Annotated in this window: 16 protein-coding genes and 1 pseudogene; 1 reads left to right on the top strand and 16 read right to left on the bottom strand. The window is 63.9% G+C overall.

The annotated features are described in order from the left end of the window. Window positions 1-29: 29 nt before the first annotated feature. The 3 genes from BUC40_RS08665 to BUC40_RS08675 form a co-directional block, all read right to left on the bottom strand. The gene (locus BUC40_RS08665; protein ID WP_073264654.1) at window positions 30-1,136 is read right to left on the bottom strand and encodes an LLM class flavin-dependent oxidoreductase; all 1,107 of its coding nucleotides are present in this window, start codon (window positions 1,134-1,136) and stop codon (window positions 30-32) included. Window positions 1,137-1,202: 66 nt separating this feature from the next. Then, window positions 1,203-2,537 carry an LLM class flavin-dependent oxidoreductase gene (locus BUC40_RS08670; RefSeq protein WP_073264656.1) on the bottom strand — a complete coding sequence of 445 codons (1,335 nt, stop codon included), beginning with the start codon at window positions 2,535-2,537 and terminating at the stop codon, window positions 1,203-1,205. 19 nt (window positions 2,538-2,556) lie between these two features. After that, a complete protein-coding gene (locus BUC40_RS08675) occupies window positions 2,557-3,540 on the bottom strand; it encodes an ABC transporter substrate-binding protein (RefSeq protein WP_073264658.1) in 984 nt (327 codons plus the stop codon). A 335-nt stretch (window positions 3,541-3,875) separates the two neighbouring features. On the opposite strand from BUC40_RS08675, the gene BUC40_RS08680 reads away from it, so the two are divergent. Next, complete coding sequence (locus tag BUC40_RS08680) at window positions 3,876-5,198, top strand: LLM class flavin-dependent oxidoreductase (protein WP_073264660.1); 1,323 nt, start codon at window positions 3,876-3,878, stop codon at window positions 5,196-5,198. Between the two features lie 65 nt (window positions 5,199-5,263). Here the strand turns inward: BUC40_RS08680 and BUC40_RS08685 are convergent, their stop codons facing one another. From BUC40_RS08685 to BUC40_RS08740, 13 genes and pseudogenes are all read right to left on the bottom strand, one after another. After that, window positions 5,264-6,889 (bottom strand): dipeptide ABC transporter ATP-binding protein, encoded by a 1,626-nt coding sequence (locus tag BUC40_RS08685; RefSeq protein WP_073264662.1) that lies wholly within the window; start codon window positions 6,887-6,889, stop codon window positions 5,264-5,266. Next, window positions 6,886-7,788 carry an ABC transporter permease gene (locus BUC40_RS08690; protein WP_073264664.1) on the bottom strand — a complete coding sequence of 301 codons (903 nt, stop codon included), beginning with the start codon at window positions 7,786-7,788 and terminating at the stop codon, window positions 6,886-6,888. Before BUC40_RS08690 ends, BUC40_RS08685 begins: the two co-directional genes overlap by 4 nt. A gap of 3 nt (window positions 7,789-7,791) precedes the next feature. Then, complete coding sequence (locus BUC40_RS08695) at window positions 7,792-8,742, bottom strand: ABC transporter permease (protein ID WP_073264666.1); 951 nt, start codon at window positions 8,740-8,742, stop codon at window positions 7,792-7,794. Continuing rightward, window positions 8,739-10,367, bottom strand: a complete 1,629-nt coding sequence (locus BUC40_RS08700) for an ABC transporter substrate-binding protein (protein ID WP_073264668.1) — start codon at window positions 10,365-10,367, stop codon at window positions 8,739-8,741. The genes BUC40_RS08695 and BUC40_RS08700 overlap by 4 nt, the downstream gene beginning before the upstream one ends. A 218-nt stretch (window positions 10,368-10,585) precedes the next feature. Then, the gene (locus BUC40_RS23230; protein ID WP_279627125.1) at window positions 10,586-10,720 is read right to left on the bottom strand and encodes a hypothetical protein; all 135 of its coding nucleotides are present in this window, start codon (window positions 10,718-10,720) and stop codon (window positions 10,586-10,588) included. Between the two features lie 15 nt (window positions 10,721-10,735). Next, window positions 10,736-11,530 carry an ABC transporter ATP-binding protein gene (locus BUC40_RS08705; RefSeq protein WP_073264670.1) on the bottom strand — a complete coding sequence of 265 codons (795 nt, stop codon included), beginning with the start codon at window positions 11,528-11,530 and terminating at the stop codon, window positions 10,736-10,738. Window positions 11,531-11,533: 3 nt separating this feature from the next. Further along, window positions 11,534-12,292 (bottom strand): annotated as a pseudogene (locus BUC40_RS08710) (ABC transporter permease subunit); the annotation flags it as partial. Window positions 12,293-12,374: 82 nt separating this feature from the next. Further along, window positions 12,375-13,169, bottom strand: a complete 795-nt coding sequence (locus BUC40_RS08715; RefSeq protein ID WP_073264674.1) for a class II aldolase/adducin family protein — start codon at window positions 13,167-13,169, stop codon at window positions 12,375-12,377. Window positions 13,170-13,200: 31 nt separating this feature from the next. Further along, the gene (locus BUC40_RS08720) at window positions 13,201-14,151 is read right to left on the bottom strand and encodes a D-isomer specific 2-hydroxyacid dehydrogenase family protein (RefSeq protein WP_073264676.1); all 951 of its coding nucleotides are present in this window, start codon (window positions 14,149-14,151) and stop codon (window positions 13,201-13,203) included. Then, on the bottom strand, window positions 14,148-15,347 hold the full coding sequence (locus tag BUC40_RS08725; protein ID WP_073264678.1) for an acyl-CoA dehydrogenase family protein: 1,200 nt from the start codon (window positions 15,345-15,347) through the stop codon (window positions 14,148-14,150). Before BUC40_RS08725 ends, BUC40_RS08720 begins: the two co-directional genes overlap by 4 nt. A gap of 276 nt (window positions 15,348-15,623) precedes the next feature. Next, on the bottom strand, window positions 15,624-16,517 hold the full coding sequence (locus BUC40_RS08730; protein WP_073264680.1) for a LysR family transcriptional regulator: 894 nt from the start codon (window positions 16,515-16,517) through the stop codon (window positions 15,624-15,626). Window positions 16,518-16,953: 436 nt separating this feature from the next. Then, window positions 16,954-18,537, bottom strand: coding sequence for a rhodanese-related sulfurtransferase (locus BUC40_RS08735; RefSeq protein ID WP_073264682.1), 1,584 nt, complete (start codon window positions 18,535-18,537; stop codon window positions 16,954-16,956). Then, complete coding sequence (locus tag BUC40_RS08740; RefSeq protein ID WP_073264684.1) at window positions 18,534-19,136, bottom strand: cysteine dioxygenase family protein; 603 nt, start codon at window positions 19,134-19,136, stop codon at window positions 18,534-18,536. Before BUC40_RS08740 ends, BUC40_RS08735 begins: the two co-directional genes overlap by 4 nt. Window positions 19,137-19,197: the final 61 nt, after the last annotated feature.

Genomic DNA, 19,197 nt, shown 5'->3' on the forward strand with positions numbered 1-19,197 from the left:
ATCAACACACGTTGCCTAGATAGAGAGCGTCAGGCGTTGCTGATGCTCTTGGCGTTGTTCTGCTGCTCGACCAATGCGCGAATGCGCGGTAGTAGATTCTGACCGTATTCCACGGCGTCGCGCATTTGCTCGAAGCCGCGGAACAGGAAGGTGGTCACGCCAATGTTGTAGTACTCCAGCGCGGCCTCGGCGACCTGCTCCGCTGTGCCGACCAGCGAGGTTGAGTTGCCAGCACCACCGCTGAGTGCGGCGATCTCGGTCCATAGGCGTTTGTCATGCACCTTGCGCTGGCCCGCTAGTTCCACCAGGCGCGAGGAGCCAGCGTTGCTGGTGCCGAAGTTCTTGTCGCGCCGTTTGCCCTGGCGCAGATGGATCAGCTCGCGTGCATCAAGCAGGGTGCGCTCGGCGCGGGCCCAGGCTTCTTCCTCGGTAGCGCCGAGGATCGGTCGCAGCGACAGGCTGAAGCGGATGTGCTTTTCGCGGCCGTACCTGGCCGCGGCCTTGCGCACCTTGGCGATCCGCTCACGGACCTGTTCCAGCGGTTCGCCCCACATCATGTACACGTCGGCGTGTTTGGCGGCGACCTCCACGGCAGCGTCGGATGCGCCGGAGAAGTAGATAGGTACGTGTGGTTTCTGGACCGGCTTGACCAGCGTCAGGTTGTCTTCGATCCGGTAGTGCTCGCCCTGATGATCGAAGGGCTCGGTGCTCGTCCAAGTCTTGCGGAAGATGTCCAGGTATTCCTCGGTGCGGGCGTAGCGAGCGTCCTTGTCGAGGTAGTCGCCGTCGCGCTGCAGGTCACCGCTGTCGCCGCCTGTGATCACGTTGATCGAGGCGCGGCCGCGGCTCAGGTGGTCGAGGGTGGCGAACTGCCGGGCGGCGAAGGTAGGCGCCTGAAAGCCCGGGCGGTGGGCGACCAGCAGGCCCAGCTTGTCCGTCACCGCGGCCACGTAGCTGGCCAGGATCATCGAGTCCGCTGCGCTGGTGTTGACGGCCAGCAGGGCTTTGTCGAAACCACCATATTCCTGGGCTTGGGCGAAGGCCTTGATGAAGTCGATGTCCACCACCGGGCCGCGTGGCGCCTGGGACTCGCTGCTTTCCTGAGGGCCGATCAGGCCGATGAATTCGAGGCTCATGGTTGCTCCTTTCAATCGAAGTGGGCTGCCACCGGCCCGCCTGGCGAGCTCAGCGGCGGGCGATGCTCAGGCCACTCGGCCTTCCAGGCGGCGCTCCGTGTTGCGGTTGGCGGGTACGGCCAGGCCGAAGTTGTCGCGCAGTGTCTGGCCTGCGTATTCACGGCGCAGTAGGCCGCGCTCCTGCAGCAAGGGCACTACCAGCTCGGTGAAATACTGCAGGCCGTCGGGCAGCAGCGAGTTGACGATAAAACCATCGGCGGCGCCGTCCTCGAACCAGTCCTGCAGGGCGTTGGCGACCGCTTGCGGGGTGCCGACGAAATCGCGACGCGGGCGCGAGAACTGCAAGGCCACTTCGCGCAGGGTCAGGTGCTCGTCGCGGGCACGCTGCTTGATCTGTTCCGACATGCCCTTGTGGCTGTTGCTGCCCAGGTCGCCCAGGTCAGGGAAGGGCGCATCCAGTTCGTGACGGCTGAAGTCGTAGTCGTTGAATGGGCGGCCAAGTGCGACGATGGCGTCCTCAATGCTGACCAGTTCGACGGCCTGCTGGTAGCGACTCTCCACTTCCTCGGTATCGCGGCCGATGATCGGGCGAATGCCCGGCAGGATGAACAGCTCGTCCGGGTTGCGGCCAGCCTTGGCAGCGCGCTGCTTGAGATCGGCGTAGTAGGCGCGTGCCTCGCTGAAGGATTCCGGGCTGACGAAGATCGCATCGGCATTCTGGGCAGCGAAATTGCGGCCGTCCTCGGAGGTGCCGGCCTGGAAGATCAGCGGCTGGCCCTGGCGCGAGCGCTGGATGTTGAGCGGGCCTTTGACCTTGAAAAATTCGCCCTGGTGATCGAGGGTGTGCAGCTTGCTTGGGTCGAAGAATTCGCCGCTCTGCTTGTCGCGGGTAAAGGCGTCGTCTTCCCAGGAGTCCCACAGGCCCTTGACCACGTTCACGTGCTCGCGGGCGATGCGGTAGCGGGTGGCGTGGGGCGGGTGCTCGGCCTTGCCGAAGTTGTCGGCGGTGCCGGAGAGCCACGAGGTGACCACGTTCCAGCCAGCGCGCCCGCCGCTGATGTGATCGAGCGAGGCGAACTGACGAGCGACCTGGAACGGCTCGCTATAGCTCACCGTCACGGTGGCCACCAGGCCGATGTTTTCGGTCACAGCGGCCAGCGCCGAGAGAATGGTCAGCGGCTCGAAGCGGTTGAGGTAATGCGGGCTGGATTTGGCATGGATGTGCAGGCTATCGGCGATGAACGCGAAGTCGAACTTGGCGCCTTCGGCCAGTTTGGCCTGCTGTTTGTAGAAGCCGAAATTGACGCTGGCATCGGCCAGCGCGTTCGGGTGGCGCCACTCGCCCCAGCCGTGGCCGACACCGTGAATCATTGCGCCCAGTTTGATCTGTCGTTTGCTCATGGAGAATGCTCCTGCCGGTTTACTGAGGTTGCACTTGGGCAACCGCTTTGCCCGGCTGGTCGGCGCGGGCAGCGTTAAAACTCGGATCGAAGCCGTGGGAGACGTCCACGGCGCGGGCCAGCACGCCTTCTTCGAGATAGATGTCGGAAACCTGCTGCAGACCGGCGATGACCTCGTCGGTGATTTCCGCGCGCGAATGGACGGTGGCCTTGACCGATTCCAGATGCACCTCGACCGGCAGGCCGGTCACCCGCGCCTGGGCCTCTGCGTACGCCTGGTGATGGTCGTTAGCCCACAGGAAGGCGCGTTCGACCCGTTTGACGAAGTCTTCGAGCTGCACGCGCTTGTCGTCGACGGCGGTCTGCGTGGCGGCCAGGTAGAAATGGTTGGTCAGCAGGTTGTCACTGCTGCGCAGGATGCGTGCGCCGTTCTGGGTGATGGCGATGGTGGTGTACGGGTCCCAGGTCGACCAGGCATCGGCGGCGCCGCTTTCCAGAGCACTGCGGGCATCGGTGGGCAGCAGATTGACGAAGGTTACGTCGGAGGTTTTCAAACCGGCTTCGCGCAGCGCGCGGATCACCAGGAAGTGGCCGATGGAACCGCGGTTGGTGACGATGCGTTGGCCCTTGAGGTCGGCCACGGTCTTTAGCGGCGAATCCTTCGGCACCAGGATCGAAGTGGTGTAGCGACCATCGCGCTTGATGATTTCCACCACCTTGAGTGGCGCGCCGGCGCCCAGGGCGAACACATAGGGCGCATCGCCCAGGCCGCCGATGTCCACTGCGCCAGCGTTCAGCGCCTCGCCCAAGGGAGCTGCGGCCGGGAACTCGGAGAAGTCGATTTCGTACGGCACGTCGTCGAGTTCGCCGGCGGCCTCCAGCAGCAGCTTGATGCCCGATTTCTGATTGGCGACACGTAGCGGCTCGAGGTCCGCGGCGCTGGCGTAGCCGCCGAGCAGCAGGCTGCTGCCCAGCAGAGTGGTGAGGAGGGTACGGATCAGCATGGGTGAGCTCCGGTCAGGCCGCCAGCACGGCCAAGTTGGTCAAATAAAGGGTGCGCGTGAGCGATGCCGCGTCGTCGTGGGCACGGATTGCGCCACGGGAAATCTGCGGGAATGAAGGCGGGGTCAGGCATGGGCGTAGCGCTCCTGGCATGGGTCGGGGTGCGGCCTCCGCCAGGAAAGGGGTCGGTCTGCAATCGACCTTATAGAGCTAAGAAAGGGCTGTGAAAGTCTTTTTGGTTCTAAGCTAATTATGTAATTTCATTATCTAATCTGTTTTGAAATATCAGTAATGGGTATTTAATGCGGGTATCTTTAGAGTGTTCGAGAGTTCTCCCATGAGCAGCAAGAGGCAGATAAAACTGGGCGCGGTGCCGATGGGGGTGGGCGGGCCAGGACGCCATAATCTATGGCACGACCCCGAAGTGCCGGCCGATGCCAGCGTCAGTGTCGAGTGGTTCATCGACTTGGCGCAGCAGGCCGAGGCCGCGCTGTTCGATCTGATCTTCATCGTCGACAGCCAGTTCATCACGCCGGATTCGCCGCCCCATTACCTCAACCGCCTGGAACCCCTGACGCTGCTCTCGGCCCTCGCGGTGACTACCCGCCACATCGGCCTGGTCGGTACCCTGACCACCTCCTACAACGAGCCTTTCAACGTGGCGCGCCGGCTGGCCTCGCTGGATCTGATCAGCAAGGGGCGGGCGGGCTGGAACGTGGTCACCAGTGGCGATGCCGGCACCGCGGGCAACTACGGGCGCGACGAGCATTACGACTACGACACCCGTTATGGGCGTGCGCTGGAACATGTCGAAGTGGTGCAGAAGCTCTGGCGCTCCTACGAGGACGATGCGCTGGTGCGCAACCGCGAGACCGGGCAATTCCTCGACCGCAGCAAGCTGCATGCGCTGCATTACAAGGGAGAGCACTTCTCGGTGGTTGGCCCGCTGAACATCCAGCGCTCGCCGCAAGGACAACCGGTGATCTTCCAGGCGGGCGACTCGCACCAGGGGCGCGACCTGGGCGCCAACGTCGCCGATGTGGTGTTCACCCATGCACCGAGCGTGGAGAAAGGCCAGGCCTTTTACCGTGATATCAAGGCCCGCGCCGAGCGCCTGGGGCGTAATGCCGATGACATCATCATCCTGCCAGGTGCGCAGATCTACATCGGTGACACCGACGCCGAGGCGCGTGAGATCGAGCGGCACTATCATGCCGTCGACCACAGCTTCGAGCAGGCGCTGGCCGAATATGGCCGCAGCTTCGGCTGGCACGATTTCCGCCAGTACGACCTCGACGCACCGTTCCCGGTTGAGGCGCTCGAACATGCCCGCAGCAGTTTCTACACCGCCGCCAAGGCTGCCACCGACCAGGCCGTCGCCAATGGCTGGACGCTGCGCCAGGCGGTGGCCGCCGGCTTGCAGCTGAGGCCCAACGCCTTCGTCGGGTCGGCCGAGACGGTCGCCAACGAGATGATTCGCTGGTTCGAGGCGCGGGCACTGGATGGCTTCAACCTCTACATCGGCCACCCGGAGCAGTTCCGGCGCTTCACCAGGGAGGTGGTGCCGATCCTGCAGGAGCGTGGGGTTTATCGCCGTGCGTACGAGGGCAGCACCTTGCGTGAGAGCCTGGGGCTGGAGATTCCTCGCAATCTTCGGTGACTTACTCACGACCGGGGCAGGGGTATTACCCGCCCCAGTCGCTGGGGGCAGAGAGTGTCGAGCCTTCAGGCCGCCACGCCAGCCGTGTGATGGCCTGGTATGGCCGCGATCAGCTCCCGGGTGTAGTCGCTGGCCGGATGGTCGAACACTTGCGCCACAGAGCCTTGCTCGACCACTTGCCCGTTGCGCAGCACCAGTATCTGATCGGCGACGTTGGCGACCACTGCCAGGTCGTGGGACACCAGCACATAGGCAATACCCAGTTCGCGCTGCAGCTCGTCGAGCAGGTCGAGAATCTGCGCCTGCACGGAAACGTCGAGCGCCGATACCGGCTCGTCGAGCAGCAGGTCGGGTTTCAGCGCCAGGGCACGGGCGATAGCGACGCGCTGGCGCTGGCCGCCGGAGAGTTCGCGAGGCAGGCGATCCAGATAGCTGACGGGCAGGTGCACGCGGCTGATCAGCTCGCGCGCGGCCTTTTCCAACGCTTCGCCCTTGAGTAGGCCAAAGGACACCAGCGGTTCGACGATACTGTCGAAAATCGTGAAACGCGGATCGAGGGCGGCGAAGGGGTTTTGCTGCACCAGCTGAATACGTTGGCGCAGCGGGCGGAATTCACGCCAGCTGAGATTGGTCACGTCCCGCTGCTCGAACTGCACGCGACCCTGGCTGGGTTTTTCCAGACCGAGGGCTATGCGCAGGGCGGTGCTCTTGCCCGAGCCGGATTCACCGACGATGGCTAGGGTCTGGCGGGGGTAAACGTTGAGGCTGAGGTTCTGCAGAGCGATGAACTGGCTGTCTTCACCCTTGACCCTCGGCAGCTCGAAGGTTTTGCCAACATTATTCAGGCTGAGGATTGGTGTCTGCTCGGCGTGGCTAATAGTCGCGCGCGGCTTGCGCCGATTGGCAAAAGCCGGTGCGGCGGCGAGCAGGGCACGGGTGTAGTCATGCTGCGGCGCATCCAGAATCTGCTTTGGCTGGCCCTGTTCGACCAACTCGCCCTGTTTCATCACGAGGATACGATCGGCGCGGTCCGTTGCCACGCCCAGGTCATGGGTGATGATCAGCAATGAAATACCGCGCTCGGCGACGAGGCGCTGCAGGTGGTCGAGAATCTTGCGCTGCACGGTAACGTCCAGGGCGCTGGTCGGCTCGTCGGCAATGATCAGCCGCGGGTTGCCGGCCAGCGCGATGGCAATCAGTACACGCTGGCGCATGCCGCCGGACAGCTCATGGGGATATTGGCGGGCGCGCAGCACCGGTTTGTCGAGGCCGACCTGTTCCAGCAACTCGACGATATCGGCGTCTACGCCCGGATAACGGCGGCCATGGGCAAGAATCAGCGCTTCGCCGATCTGCTGGCCAATACGCAGCGTCGAGTTGAGGCTGACCATCGGGTCCTGCGGTACCAGGCCGATGGTACGTCCGCGCAGGGCAAGCTTCTGTTTCTCGCTGGCGCTGCTTAGCTCGGTGCCATCGACCAGCAACTGGCCATCGGTGATCTGCGCATTTTCCGGCAGCAGGCCGAGAATGGCGTTGGCCAGGGTCGACTTGCCCGAGCCAGATTCGCCAACGATGGCCACGGTCTCGCCCTGGTCGACGCTGAATGAAACGTTACGCACCGCCTGGTTCGTCTGCCCGGCGATGCGGTAGCTGACCGCCAGATTGCGAATATTGATCAACAGGCTGCTCATCGGGTGTTCTCCTCGAAGGTGCGGGCGATGTGGTTGAGGCTGAACACCACTGCGACCACGAACAGCCCCGGCAGCAACGACACCCAGGGTGCGGTGATCAGAAAGTGCCGGCCGTTGGCGATCAGTGTGCCCCATTCGGCAGCGGGTGGCGCGGCGCCAAACCCAAGAAACGACAAGCCGGCGGTGGCCAGAATCGCCGCGCCAAAATCCAGGGTGGCGAGCACCGCCACCGGGCCCCAGGCGTTGGGCAGAATGTGCCGCAGCAAGGTGCGGCCCCAGCTGGCGCCGCCCAGTCTTGCAGCTTCCACATAAGGCAGCGTTTTCACCCGCAGCACTTCGGCGCGGGTGGTGCGGGCAAAGCCGGGAATGATGCCAACGCCCACGGCGATGGCCACCGGGATGGTGCCAAAGCCGATGGCAGTGACGATGGCCAGGGCCAGCAGCAGGCCGGGTAGGGCCAGCAGCACGTCGACGAAACGCATGATCACGGCATCGATACGTCCACCGGCAAACCCGGACAGCACACCGAGGCCGAGCCCGCCGACCAGGGCGATGCCGACGGCCAGCAACGCAGCCTGCACCGACAGGCTGGAGCCGTAGACCACCCGGGTATACAGATCGCGGCCCAACTCATCGGTGCCGAACCAGTGAACCAGGTTCGGTGCGGTGAGCTTGTCGGTGGGCGAGGTGGCGTAGGGGTCGAAACCCGTCAGCAATTGCGGCACCAGCGCCGAAACCAGTGCGAACAGCACGATCAGCGCCGCCAGGCTGAAACCGGGGCGGCGCAGCAACGGGCGTAACGCGGTGACCGCGCGCTGTAAACGGCTGCGGCGCCGCCAGGTGAGCGACACGTTGGCGGGCGAATGGGAGAGCGAGGCAATGCGGCTGTCGGCGTTCATGGGTCAGGACACCTTTGGCGTGTGGGCGATGCGCGGATCGAAGTAGGGATACAGCAGGTCGACGATCAGGTTGACCAGCACGAAGGCCGCAGCGGACACCGCGACGATGGCCAGCACCACCGGAATGTCCTGGCGCAACACCGCTTCCTGGGCCAGGCGGCCGACGCCGTTGCGGGCGAAGATGGTTTCCACTAGCACCGCGCCGGATACCGTGTTGCCGACCTGCAGGCCGATCAGGGTGAGAATCGGCAGCGCGGCATTCTTGAACGCATGGCGCGCCTGCACCTGAGCACGGCTCAGGCCCTTGGCGTACGCCGTGGCGATGTAGGGCTCCTGCCACACGCCCTGAAAGCCGCGTTGCAGCACCTGGGCGTACACCGCGGCGCTGGGAATAGCCAGGGTCACGGCCGGCAGGATCAGGCTGTCGAAGCCGCGGCTGCCGGTGGCCGGAAACCAGCCGAGGCTGAACGCGAATACCTGAATCAGCAGCAGGCCCATCCAGAACACCGGCACCGAGAAACCCAGTGACGGCAGGCGCGCCAGTGCGACTTTCAACGGCCGCCAGCGGGTGTAGGCCGTCAGGTAGGCCAGGCCGATGCCGCCGATCAGCGACAGCACGATGGCCAGGCCGGCTAGCGACAGGGTTTGTGGCAGGCGCTGCACCAGCAGCTCGTTGACCGGGCGGTTGAGCGACAGCGATTGCCCGAAGTCGCCCTGCACGGCGTTCCACAGCAAGCTGAAGTACTGCTCGAAGATACCCTTGTCGAGGCCGTAGTAGGCCTGTGCCCTGGCCAGGTCCTCGGGCGATAGCGAATCGACTTCCATGCCCGAGGCGCTGAGCATGATCGACAGGGTGTCACCCGGCAGCAGGTAAAGGATGAAGTAGGTGATGCTGTAGGCGCCCCAGAGCACCAGCAGCGCCTGGCCGACGCGGCCGATCAGGTAGCGGCTCATGGTTCATCCACCTCGATATCGCCCAGCAGCGCGAAGCCTTCGGCGGTCCAGCGGAAGTTCTTCACCCGCGGCGCGGTGGCGGCCTGCCAGACGCGTTCGTAGATTGGAAATGCGGAGGCTTCGTCGACCAGCAAGTCCTGCAGCTGCCCGTAGGCCTCGGCGCGCTGCTCGGCCTGGGTGGCGGTGATGCCAGCATCGAACAGCGCCTTGGCCCGTTCCAGGGTTTGCGGCTCGTAGAGGTTGGTGGCCAGCGTCGAGCTGTTGGCGGTGCGCGGATCGAGGATGGTCTGCAGGATGATCGGGTCGGCGCGGGTCATATAGGTGGAGGTCAGATCATAGTTGCCTTGAGCGTTGGCCGTGACCCATTCGGCGCGCGTGACTACGGCGAGCTTCAGCTCGATGCCGAGCTTGCGCAGTTGATCCTGCACCAACACATCGCCGGCAGTTTCCGCACCATTGATGTTGTAGCTCAGGCTCAGGCGCTTGCCGTCCTTGCTGCGGTAACCATCGACGCCCTTGCTCCAGCCCGCCTCGTCGAGCAACTGCTCGGCGCCCTGTGGGTCGTACGCCAGCTTGGCACTCTGATCCTTGAAGAACGGCGTGGTCACGTCATAGATGCTGCGCACCACCGGAAACTCGGCGTTGTACACGGTGCTGGCGTAGGTCTTGCGGTCGATACCTTTCTGCAGTGCCAGGCGCACGCGTTTGTCTTCCAGCACGCGGCCGTTGCGGGTGTTGGGGAACAGGTTCAGCGACGGCCCCGGCAGCGCCCGGCTCTGGATGGTCGCGCCCTTGGACTGAAACAGCTTCAGGTCCACTTCCGAGAACGGGTTGCGAGGCCACAGGATGTCGGCCTCGCCCTGCAGGAACAGGCCATTGCGCACACTTTCCTCGGGGATGTAGCTGATCTCCACGGTATCGAGATGGGCTTCACCCTTGTTACTGACGTTGGCTGACGGCCAGGCGTAGCCGCTGCGCTTGACCAGCTTGGCACCCACCTCCGGTGTGTAATGCTCTAGCACGAATGGGCCGCTGCCGATGATCTTGCCGAGCGAGCGCTCCTTTGGTGTCAGTGCGTAGGACGCTGGTGCGAGAATCGCCAGATTGGTGGTCGAGGTGGCCTGCAGAAAGCCGGCGTTGGGCCGAGACAGCATCAGTTTGACGGTAAAGTCGTCGACCACTTCGGCGTGATCAAAGCCTGCCAGGTAGGTGGCGCCAAAGGTCGCTGGCTGGTCGGTGGCCAGCGCCTTGTTACTGTCGAAGGCGGTCTTCACGGCCCTGGCGTCGAAGCGTTCGCCATTGCTGAATGTCACGTCGTCACGCAACTGAAAGGTGTAGGTCAGGGCGTCGTCGCTGATGGTCCAGCTTTTCGCCAGCCAGGGAATGATCTCGCCATTCTTCGGGTCCTGATCGGTCAGGCTTTCGGCGACATTGCGCAGCAGCACGCGGTGCTCCAGCCAATAGACCTGGAACGGGTCGACGCTGACCAGCGTGGTGTTGTCGCCGAAGAAGGCGATGTTCAGGGTTTTGCTGGCGGCTTCGTCGTCAGCAGGCGAGCAGCCGATCAGCGCGGCGGCGATAGCGCAGGAAGCGAGCAGGTGGAGCGCGGAGTAAGTTTTTTTCATCTATTTGTCCCGATTTTTCTAATGAGGTGCATGCAAGGCTGAGGGCGGCCACCTGTAAGGCTGCGTCCGCGGTGGGGGGCGCTGCTGTACATGGGCGTACGAAGCCTCGACGCGCCGGCTTTCACAGGTGCGGTTCGTGGCTTTGGTGGGAGCGACAAGACGGTGGTAGATCGCTCAAGGTGTTGCAGGTCTGTCCGGCGGGATATCCGGTTAGACGATCACTGTCGGCGACACATTCGTTCATCGTCACGCTGGGCCGGCGGCAGCCCCGGCCAGCCGATCAGGACGCTGGCGCTGTTCCCATGCAGGTTGTCGAGCAGGCGACTGACTAGACGTGAGAGATAGCGTTTCATGAGGTACGTCCTGCCCTAGATTGCGATGGCGCTGAGCGGGTAGCCCTGCGCCAGAAACGGGTTGTGGTCACGACCGATGCTTTGCGGGTCGTCCTTTTCCACACCGAGCAGTGCCAGCAGGCGTGTGCGGATGGCGTTGAAACCGGCCTGGCCGTTGTCACGCGGGCGATCCAGATCGACACGCAGCTCTTCGGCGATGCGACCGTCCTGCAGCACGATGATGCGGTCGGCGAGCAGAATGGCTTCGTCGACATCGTGGGTGACCAGCAGCACCGCCGGTGTGTGCTTCTGCCACAGGTCGATGATCAGCCGATGCATGCGGATGCGGGTCAGCGCATCGAGGGCGGCGAAGGGTTCGTCGAGCAGCAGCAGTTTGGGTTCGCGAACCAGGCTACGCGCCAGTGCCACACGCTGGGATTCACCGCCGGAAAGAGTGGCGGGAAACGCCTCCAGGCGATGAGCCAGGCCGACTTCTGTGAGCGCCTGCACGGCGCGCTCCTTGGGGTTGGCCACGCGCAGGCCGAGGGTGACGTTCTTCCAGGCACGTTTCCAGGGCATCAGCCGTGGCTCCTGGAACACCGCGGCGCGGGCCTGCGGGGCGGTCAGTTCGCCGCCCTCGATGGGGTCGAGGCCGGCCAGGGAACGCAACAGAGTGGTCTTGCCGGAGCCGCTGGCGCCAAGCAGGGCGACGAACTCGCCTGGAGCGATGTCCAGGTCCAGTTCATCGATCACCCGGTTGTCGCCGAACTGACGTACCACGCCGCGCAGGCTGACGGCCGGCGAGAAATCGATCTTGCTGTGCGCATTCATGCATCAGGTCCTTATGAACGATGGGCGCCAGGCCAGGGCCAGGCGTTCCAGAGTGCGGATCAAACCGTCGATGAGCAGACCCAACAAGCTGTAGATCAGCAGGCAGATGACGATCACGTCGGTGCGCATGAAATCCCGCGCATCGCTGGCCAGGAAGCCGATGCCAGCGGTGGTGTTGATCTGCTCGACAAACACTAGCGCCAGCCAGGAAATGCCCAGGGAATAGCGCAGGCCGACGAAGAATGAGGGCAGGGCGCCGGGCAGGATCACGTGCCAGATCAGCTCGCGACGGTTTAGGCCAAGGGTGTTGGCCGCCTCCACCAGTTTCGGGTCGATGTTGCGGATGCCGGCGAACAGGTTGAGGTAGATCGGAAAGGTGGTGCCCATGACGATCAGCGCCACCTTGGTGAACTCGCCGATGCCGAACCACAGGATGAACAGTGGCACCAGAGCCAGGGACGGGATGGTGCGCAGCATCTGCATGGGCGAGTCGAGGGCGATCTCGCCGCGTTTCGACAGGCCGGTGATCAGCGCGGCGCTGACGCCAATGGCCACGCCGATGCTCAAGCCAGTGACGGCGCGCTGCAGCGAGACCAGCAGATGGCGCAGCAGCTCACCACTGCGGATCAGCTCCCACAGCGTGGTGCTGATTTCGCTCGGCGCGGCGATCACCCGGGTGGGAATCAGCCCGGTCCGCGAGGCGATTTCCCAGAGCAGCAGAATGGCCAGGGGGCTGAGCAGGCGCAGCACGAAATCCGGTGCCGTCCATGTCCGGCGGTGGGCGGACGCTGTCGCGCGGCTTACGGTGATGGTGCTGGTATCGCTCATCAGGATCTCCCGCCACTCAGTGTTTGTAGCTATGGCCCGAGGCGCGCTCGAGCTGACGAATCAGCGCGTCCCAGTGCAGCTTGATGCCCGGCCCCTTGCCGTCGGAAAAGCGCGCCGACTGCTGGCGCACCTTCTCGATGGCTTCGGCCGGCGCGTGCAGTAGGTCGGCGTTACCGCCGGCCTGGGCGGCGATCTGGATGTTGCAGGCGCGCTCCAGCCCATGCAGCTCGCGAAACGCATGCTCGACGCTGATGCCGCCGGTGAGCAGTCCGTGGTTGCGCAGGATGAAGATGTTGCTGTCGCCCATGTCCGCGACCAGCCGTTCCTGCTCGTCGAGATCCAGCGCCACCCCTTCGTAGTCGTGGTATTTCACCCGGCTGTAATAGCCCAGCGCGTGTTGCGAGAGCGGCAGCAGGCCGCCGCGCTGAGCGGAGACCGCAGCGCCGTCGCGGGTGTGGGTGTGCAGCACCGCCTGCAAATCAGGGCGTGCACGGTGAATGGCGCTGTGGATCACGTAGCCAGCCTGGTTGATGCCCAGGTTCAGCGGGTCGTCTATGATCGTGCCATCGACGTCGACCTTCACTAGGTTCGAGGCGGTGATCTCGTCGAACAGCAGGCCGAAGGCGTTGATCAGAAAGTGCTCGTCCGGCCCCGGTACGCGGGCGGAGAAGTGTGTGTAGATATGATCCGTCCAGCGAAACAGCGCGGCCAGCTGGTAGGCGGCAGCCAGCTTGACGCGTACTTCCCATTCTTCAGGGCTGACGCGCTCCCGGACCGACGGGGTGCTGTGTAGGGTGGCAAGTGAACTCATGGCAATCTCCTGGCCTCGATGGGCAATCTGTCTAGTAACCGCGTCCGATATCGACGAGGTTTTCCAGTTGCGCTTGCGTCTGGAAACGCTGGAAGTTGGCGACGAAATCGTCGACGAACTTGCGCTTCCCGTCGGTGGACAGGGCACTGGTGTGGGGTGAAATACGTACCCGCGGATGCACGTACAACAGGTGATTGTTCGGTAGTGGTTCGGGGTCGGTAACATCCAGGGTGGCGCGGCCGATGCTGCCGTTGTCCAGGGCCTCGAGCAGGGCGTTTTGATCGAGCAGGCCGCCACGAGCCAGGTTGATCAGGTGCAGGCCGGGCTTGGCGCTGCCCAGCACGTCGCGGTCAAGCAGGTGGCGGGTATCTGCGGTCAGTGGCGTCACCACCACTAGGTGATCGGCTTCGGCGAACAGATGGTGGATATCACGCGCGGCCTCGATGCCGGGAATTTCGGCGAGGGCGTGACCGGGGCGCCCTAGGGCGATGACGCGCATGCCCAGGGCCAGCGCCTTTTGCGCCAGGCTCTGGCCAATCGAGCCTAGGCCCAGGATACCCAGCGTCGCGCCCTTGACCGGCTGCAGGTAGGTGAAGTGCCAATCGTCGTTCTTTACCCAGATGTCCGGAAGCTGCTTGGCCGCGCTGAAGATCGCCGCCAGGGCGAATTCGGCGACATGGTTGGCGTTGGCACCCTTGGCGCTGGCAACCTGCTCTACGTCGAACAGCCAGCTCGGGTAGAAATCGATGCCGGAGGAGGCCAGTTGCACCCACTGCAGCGACCACGGCCAACCGGCTGGCGCATCCTTGAGTTCGACGCCGCGCACGTTGATGGGGCGTACGATCAGCGTGCTGGCGTCAGCAGGAATTTGCGCCAGGCCTTCCGGGCCAAAGGGGATTTCGACGATACGCTGTTGCGGCAGGCGCTCGCGCAGATAGGCGTTGGCCTCGGCATCTAGCTGGCTGACGATGGTCTGGCTCATCGTGCGGCCTCCCGAGCCTGGGCGAAGGCGCTACGGCCGACGGCGCTGAGCGCCACATCGTCCTGCGGGGTGTGGATGCGGCTGCACAGCACGTCACGGAAATGCCGTTCCAGCGGGTTCTTGCGCGACAGGCCCGGGTTGCCGGATGCCTCGATGGCGAGTTCTACGGCACGGATTGCGTTGCTGCTCACCAGTTGCTTGATCTGTCCGGCGTGCGCCGCCTCGACCTGGCCGGCGGCAGCCGAATCGAGCAGGGTGCGGTTGGCAAACAGCAGGGTATCGATGCGCCCGACGATCTCCTGAAAGCGCGGCAGGCTGGAGAGCGGCGCTCCGAGGTTGGAGGGCGTACGTTGTTCGAGAAAGCCCACCAGCCAGTCCCGCGCCGCCTGGGCGACGCCATCGTAGATGGCCGGCAGCAATACCGACATCCACAACATGCCTTCACCGTCCAGTTCCGGCCTGGGTGCGCTCCAGGGGCTGACACTGACAGCGTGCTCGAGGGGGATCAGCACGTCGTCGAACTGCACTTCATGGCTGCAGGTGGCGCGCATGCCCAGGTGATCCCAGTCGTCGACTATACGAATGCCGGGGGTGTCGCGATGGACCAGGTAACCGCCAACCAGTGGGTCGGCATCGTCGCTGCGCGCCCACACCAGGTACCAGGTCAGGCCGTGGCTGCCAGTCGAATAGATCTTGCGGCCGCTCAGGCGCCAGCCTTCGCTGGTACGTCGGGCAGTCGTCGCTGGCAGACCGCCGCGCGCCGGCGTGCCGAGTTCGGGTTCGACGCGAAAGGCGTTGATCAGCGCGCCGTTCTCTACCGCATCGATACCCACCTGGCGACGCAGATGCTCGGGCCAGTTGAGGTTCTGCTGCAGGCGAAAATGCTGCAGGTACTGCATTACTAGAATCAATGCGGTAGACGGCTCGCCCTTGGCCACCGCACTGACGACCTGCCGCGCTATCAGCAGGTCGGCGCCGCTACCGCCCAGGCTTTTCGGTACCGTCAAGGCTAGCAATCCGTGGTGCTGCAGCAGTGCGAAGTTCTCCGCTGGAAACTCGCCACTGCGGTCGAAACGCTCGGCGCTGGCGGCCAGCGTACGGGTTATTTCAGCCAACAGGCGGGCGAAGTGGGCCGCGTCTCGCTCAGGGGCTTGGCATTGGGCGGTAAAGGCGAGGGTGTCGGCGAGGTGCGTCATGGGTCTCTCATCACTAGCGCAGAGGGCAGGCGATGCCTGTCTGGTTTCTGAGCGCCCCAGGGTGATGAGGTGGCCTGAGTGAGACCGTATTCTTATAACTTAACGCTGTAAAAGTCTTTTTGGTTCTAAGCTAATTATCAGCGTTGCTGATTTATAATTTTAATCTTTATGCGCTAATGGAATTATTAGTGGTCAAAAAAAGGGCGCTGTTGCACCCATGGTCGTGTAGAGGGCGTAGCGCTATCAAAGCGTTAATCGCTCTGACAGCCTACTGCGTTAAGTCGAGCGCAGGCGCTCGGCAGCGACATCGCTGAACAGGTTCACGGCATCCTGAAGGTTGCCCAGGTACTGCGGATGCAGCAGCCAGAGGTCGATCATCGGTTTGAAGTCGCCAACGCTGATCACGTCCAGTTGCTCGCGATGGCCGCTGCGCTCGAGCAAGGGCGCCGGCACCAGGCCCAGCCCCATGCCGCTGGCGACTAAGCCCAGCTGCAATTCGGTGCCAAAGGTTTCCAGGTTGATTTGTAGCGACAGGCCTTGTTCGGACAGTGCGCGTTGCAGGCCGGCGCGGAAGCCGCAACCATCCGGGTTGAGCACCCAGCCCTGCGCGTAGCAGTCCTTGAGCTTGCAGCTGCGCTTGCGCATCGCGCCCTTCGCGGCCACCACCAGTAGCGGCATGCGGCCGATGGAGCGGCTGGCGATGCCTTCGGGAAAAATCTTGCCGGCAGGGAAGAGCACCGCGGCCGCATCCAGCTCACCATTTTCCATGCGCGTGATCAGGCTACTGCCCCAGCCATTGATGACCTGGGTCTTCAGCTCCGGGAAGGTCTCGCGAATCTGCTGCAAGGCATCGAGCAGCACCACATCACTGATGGTTTGGGGCACACCCAGGCGCAGCGAGCCGCTGGGCGAACCATCGCTGGCGACCAGCTCACGCAGTGAGTCGATTTCGCGCAGGATCGCCTTGCACTGTTCGTAGACGCGCAGGCCCATGGGCGTCGGCTTGAGCGGCTTGGTGTTGCGGTCGAGCAGGTTGGCGCCCAGGTCTTCCTCGAAGTTCTGTACGCGCCGGGTGATGGCTGGCTGGGTCAGTTGCAGCGCATCGGCCGCCAGCTTGGTCGATTGACAGCGGATTACCGCAACGAATGCATCCATGTCATCGATCTTCATCTTTGCGCTCACATATTAAGAGTTGGAAAAAATACGCTTATAGAATAACTCGCTGGATCGAACCAGAGCACGGATCGATTTGGGAATGTGACCGACAAGGCTGGGGCGTTATGGCGAAGCACTGAGTCTCCAACCAGCTTTTGCGTAGTGGCCGGGAAAGGAGCGGATAGGGTGGCGGTGCGGGGCCTCTACCGCGGCCATTGGATAACGTGATGGGCGAGAGCAATAGGGCTTGGCGAGAGTCCCTCTGGTGCAGCTTTCATGAAGCGGCAACCACAAGGCAGAAGCGGCCACTCAGCGATTCATTGTGGGAACGGGCCATGCCCGTGATTTTTCGCGGGCATGGCCCGCTCCCACAGGTAATGCTCCTACGGCCGCTTGCGCCACTTAGCTGCCAAAGTCGACGAACCTGGGCTGAAAGATTATGAACAGGTTCTCATATCACCTGAAAGTGATGGGTTCCATCGCGGCCCAGTTGCTCGACCAGGCCGAACTCCCAATCCAGGTAGCCCTGCATGGCTTCGTGCGGGTTATCGGTGCCCTCGTAAGGGCGGCGATAGCGGTCGCTACGGGGTACTGCCAGGTGCTGATCGCCACTCTCCGTCGGCAGGCCGGCAGCGACCCAAGCCGCCGTGCCTCCTTCGAGCAGCGCCACTGGCTTGCCGGTCAGCTCCTCCAGTTCGCTGACCACGAAGCGGGCCAGCAGGCTACTGCCACAGGTAAGCACGTAGCGCTCTGCCACCGGTAGTTTTTCAAGCGCTTGTGGTAGCTGCGACCGTAATGCCCACCAGGCGCCGGGAATATGCCGGGCGACATGGTTGGCGCTGGCAGTGAAGTCCAGTACCAGGGTGTCACCTTCGGCCAGCCGGGCGGCCAGCGTCTGCGCATCGATAGCGGCAGGTTGCGGCAGGGCCGGCAATGGTGGCTGCCAGGCGCCGCGCGCGGTGAAGTCGCTGTCCTGCAGGCCATCGAGCACGTGTACTTCCCAGCCCAGCTGCGCCAACCAGGAGGCGCTCATGTTGGCGCGCACGCCATCATCGTCGGCGAGCACCACGCGGGCGCCGCGCACGCTGGCGAAGTGGTCGGTTTCCTGCACCAGCTGGCCGCCTGGCGTAGAGCGCGCGCCCGGTAGATGGCCGGCCTCGTATTCCTCGGGGGTGCGGACGTCAAATAGGTAGGTGGTGCGAGTGTTCTCGGCCTGCCAACGTGTCAGGTCCTGCAGACTGGCGCGGCCGACTCCAGCCTTGTCTGCCACGGCGCGTGCCGACTGCGCGGCTTGTTGGTGATTGTGCTCGCTCACCTCGCCAAAGCGCCGCGCCTGGCCGTGCTCCAGCTGCTGGCCGGCCAGGGTCCAGCCGATGGTGCCATTGCGTAGCGCCGCCACCGGGTTGGGCAGGCCGGCGTTGACCAGCGACTGGGTGCCGATGATGCTGCGAGTTCGGCCGGCGCAGTTCACCACGATACGGGTAGCCGGATCGGGCGCCAGTTCGCGGGCGCGCAGCACCAGCTCGGCGCCCGGCACGCTGATGCCGGTAGGAATGCTCATGGTCTGGTATTCATCGAAGCGGCGGGCGTCGAGCACCACCACGTCGGCCTTGGCATCGAGCAGGGTTTTGACTTCTTCGGCAGCCAGCGACGGCGTGTGGCGCACGCTCTCGACCAGCTCACCAAACGCCTTGCTCGGCACGTTGACGTCGCGAAACAGCTCGCCGCCGGCATCACGCCAGCCCGCCAGGCCGCCGTCGAGCAGCGCCACCTGGCTGTAACCCAAGGCGACCAGGCGTTTGAGCGCTTCCCGCGCCAGGCCCTCGCCGTCGTCATACAGGGTTACAGCGGTATCGCGCCGCGGGATGCGCGCGTAGACCTCCAGTTCCAGCTTGGATAACGGAATATTGGCCGCGAACAACGGATGCGCTTCGGCGAACGGCGCCTCTTCGCGGACATCGATCAGCGCCACTTCCTGCTTGTCGAGCAGGGCCTGGCGGATGGCGTGGAAGGAGCGGGTGGCGATCTGGCTCATGCAGGGTTCTCTTTGGACAGGTCCCAGAGGTTGGGAAGAAGGCTGTTGGAATAGCCGGAAATGAATGGCTTCTCGCTGCCGTCGTCGAGGTAGACGGCACGCCTTACCGCGCCGATGTTGGCGCCATAGACGTGGATGCTGATCGAGGTGCGATCGTCGAAGGCGTTGCTGACCCGATGGATATCGCCGATGCGTGGCGACACGGCTTCTACCTGGCCAGGTTGCAGGCGCACCGCCGGCCCTTCGGGGCGCAGCCCGGCGGCATCGCGGACAAACCCCTGGGACAGCTCCGCGCCACGCAGCATGCCGATCAGGCCCCAGACGCGGTGATCGTGCACCGGCGTGCTTTGGCCAGGCCCCCACACGAAGCTGACGATGGAAAAGCGATGGCGCGAATCGGCGTGCAGCAGAAATTGCTGATAGCGCTGCGGGTCGGGCTGGGCGAAGGCGGGCGGTAGCCAGTCGTCGTGGCGAACCAATTGATGCAGCAGCTCGGCGCCGCGCTCAAGCACCAGGCTTTCGTCGGGCGAGCTGTCGAGCAATTGCGCCAGTTCATTGATGAACTGACGCAGGCGTTGCAGATTGGGTTGGGCGCTCATGCAGATATCCGGTGGTTTGCTTAAGGCCCTGCTGGGCATCGAGCGCTCACGGTAGCAAACC

It is taken from the genome of Phytopseudomonas punonensis, from assembly GCF_900142655.1.
GTDB classification, from domain to species: Bacteria; Pseudomonadota; Gammaproteobacteria; order Pseudomonadales; family Pseudomonadaceae; genus Aquipseudomonas; species Aquipseudomonas punonensis.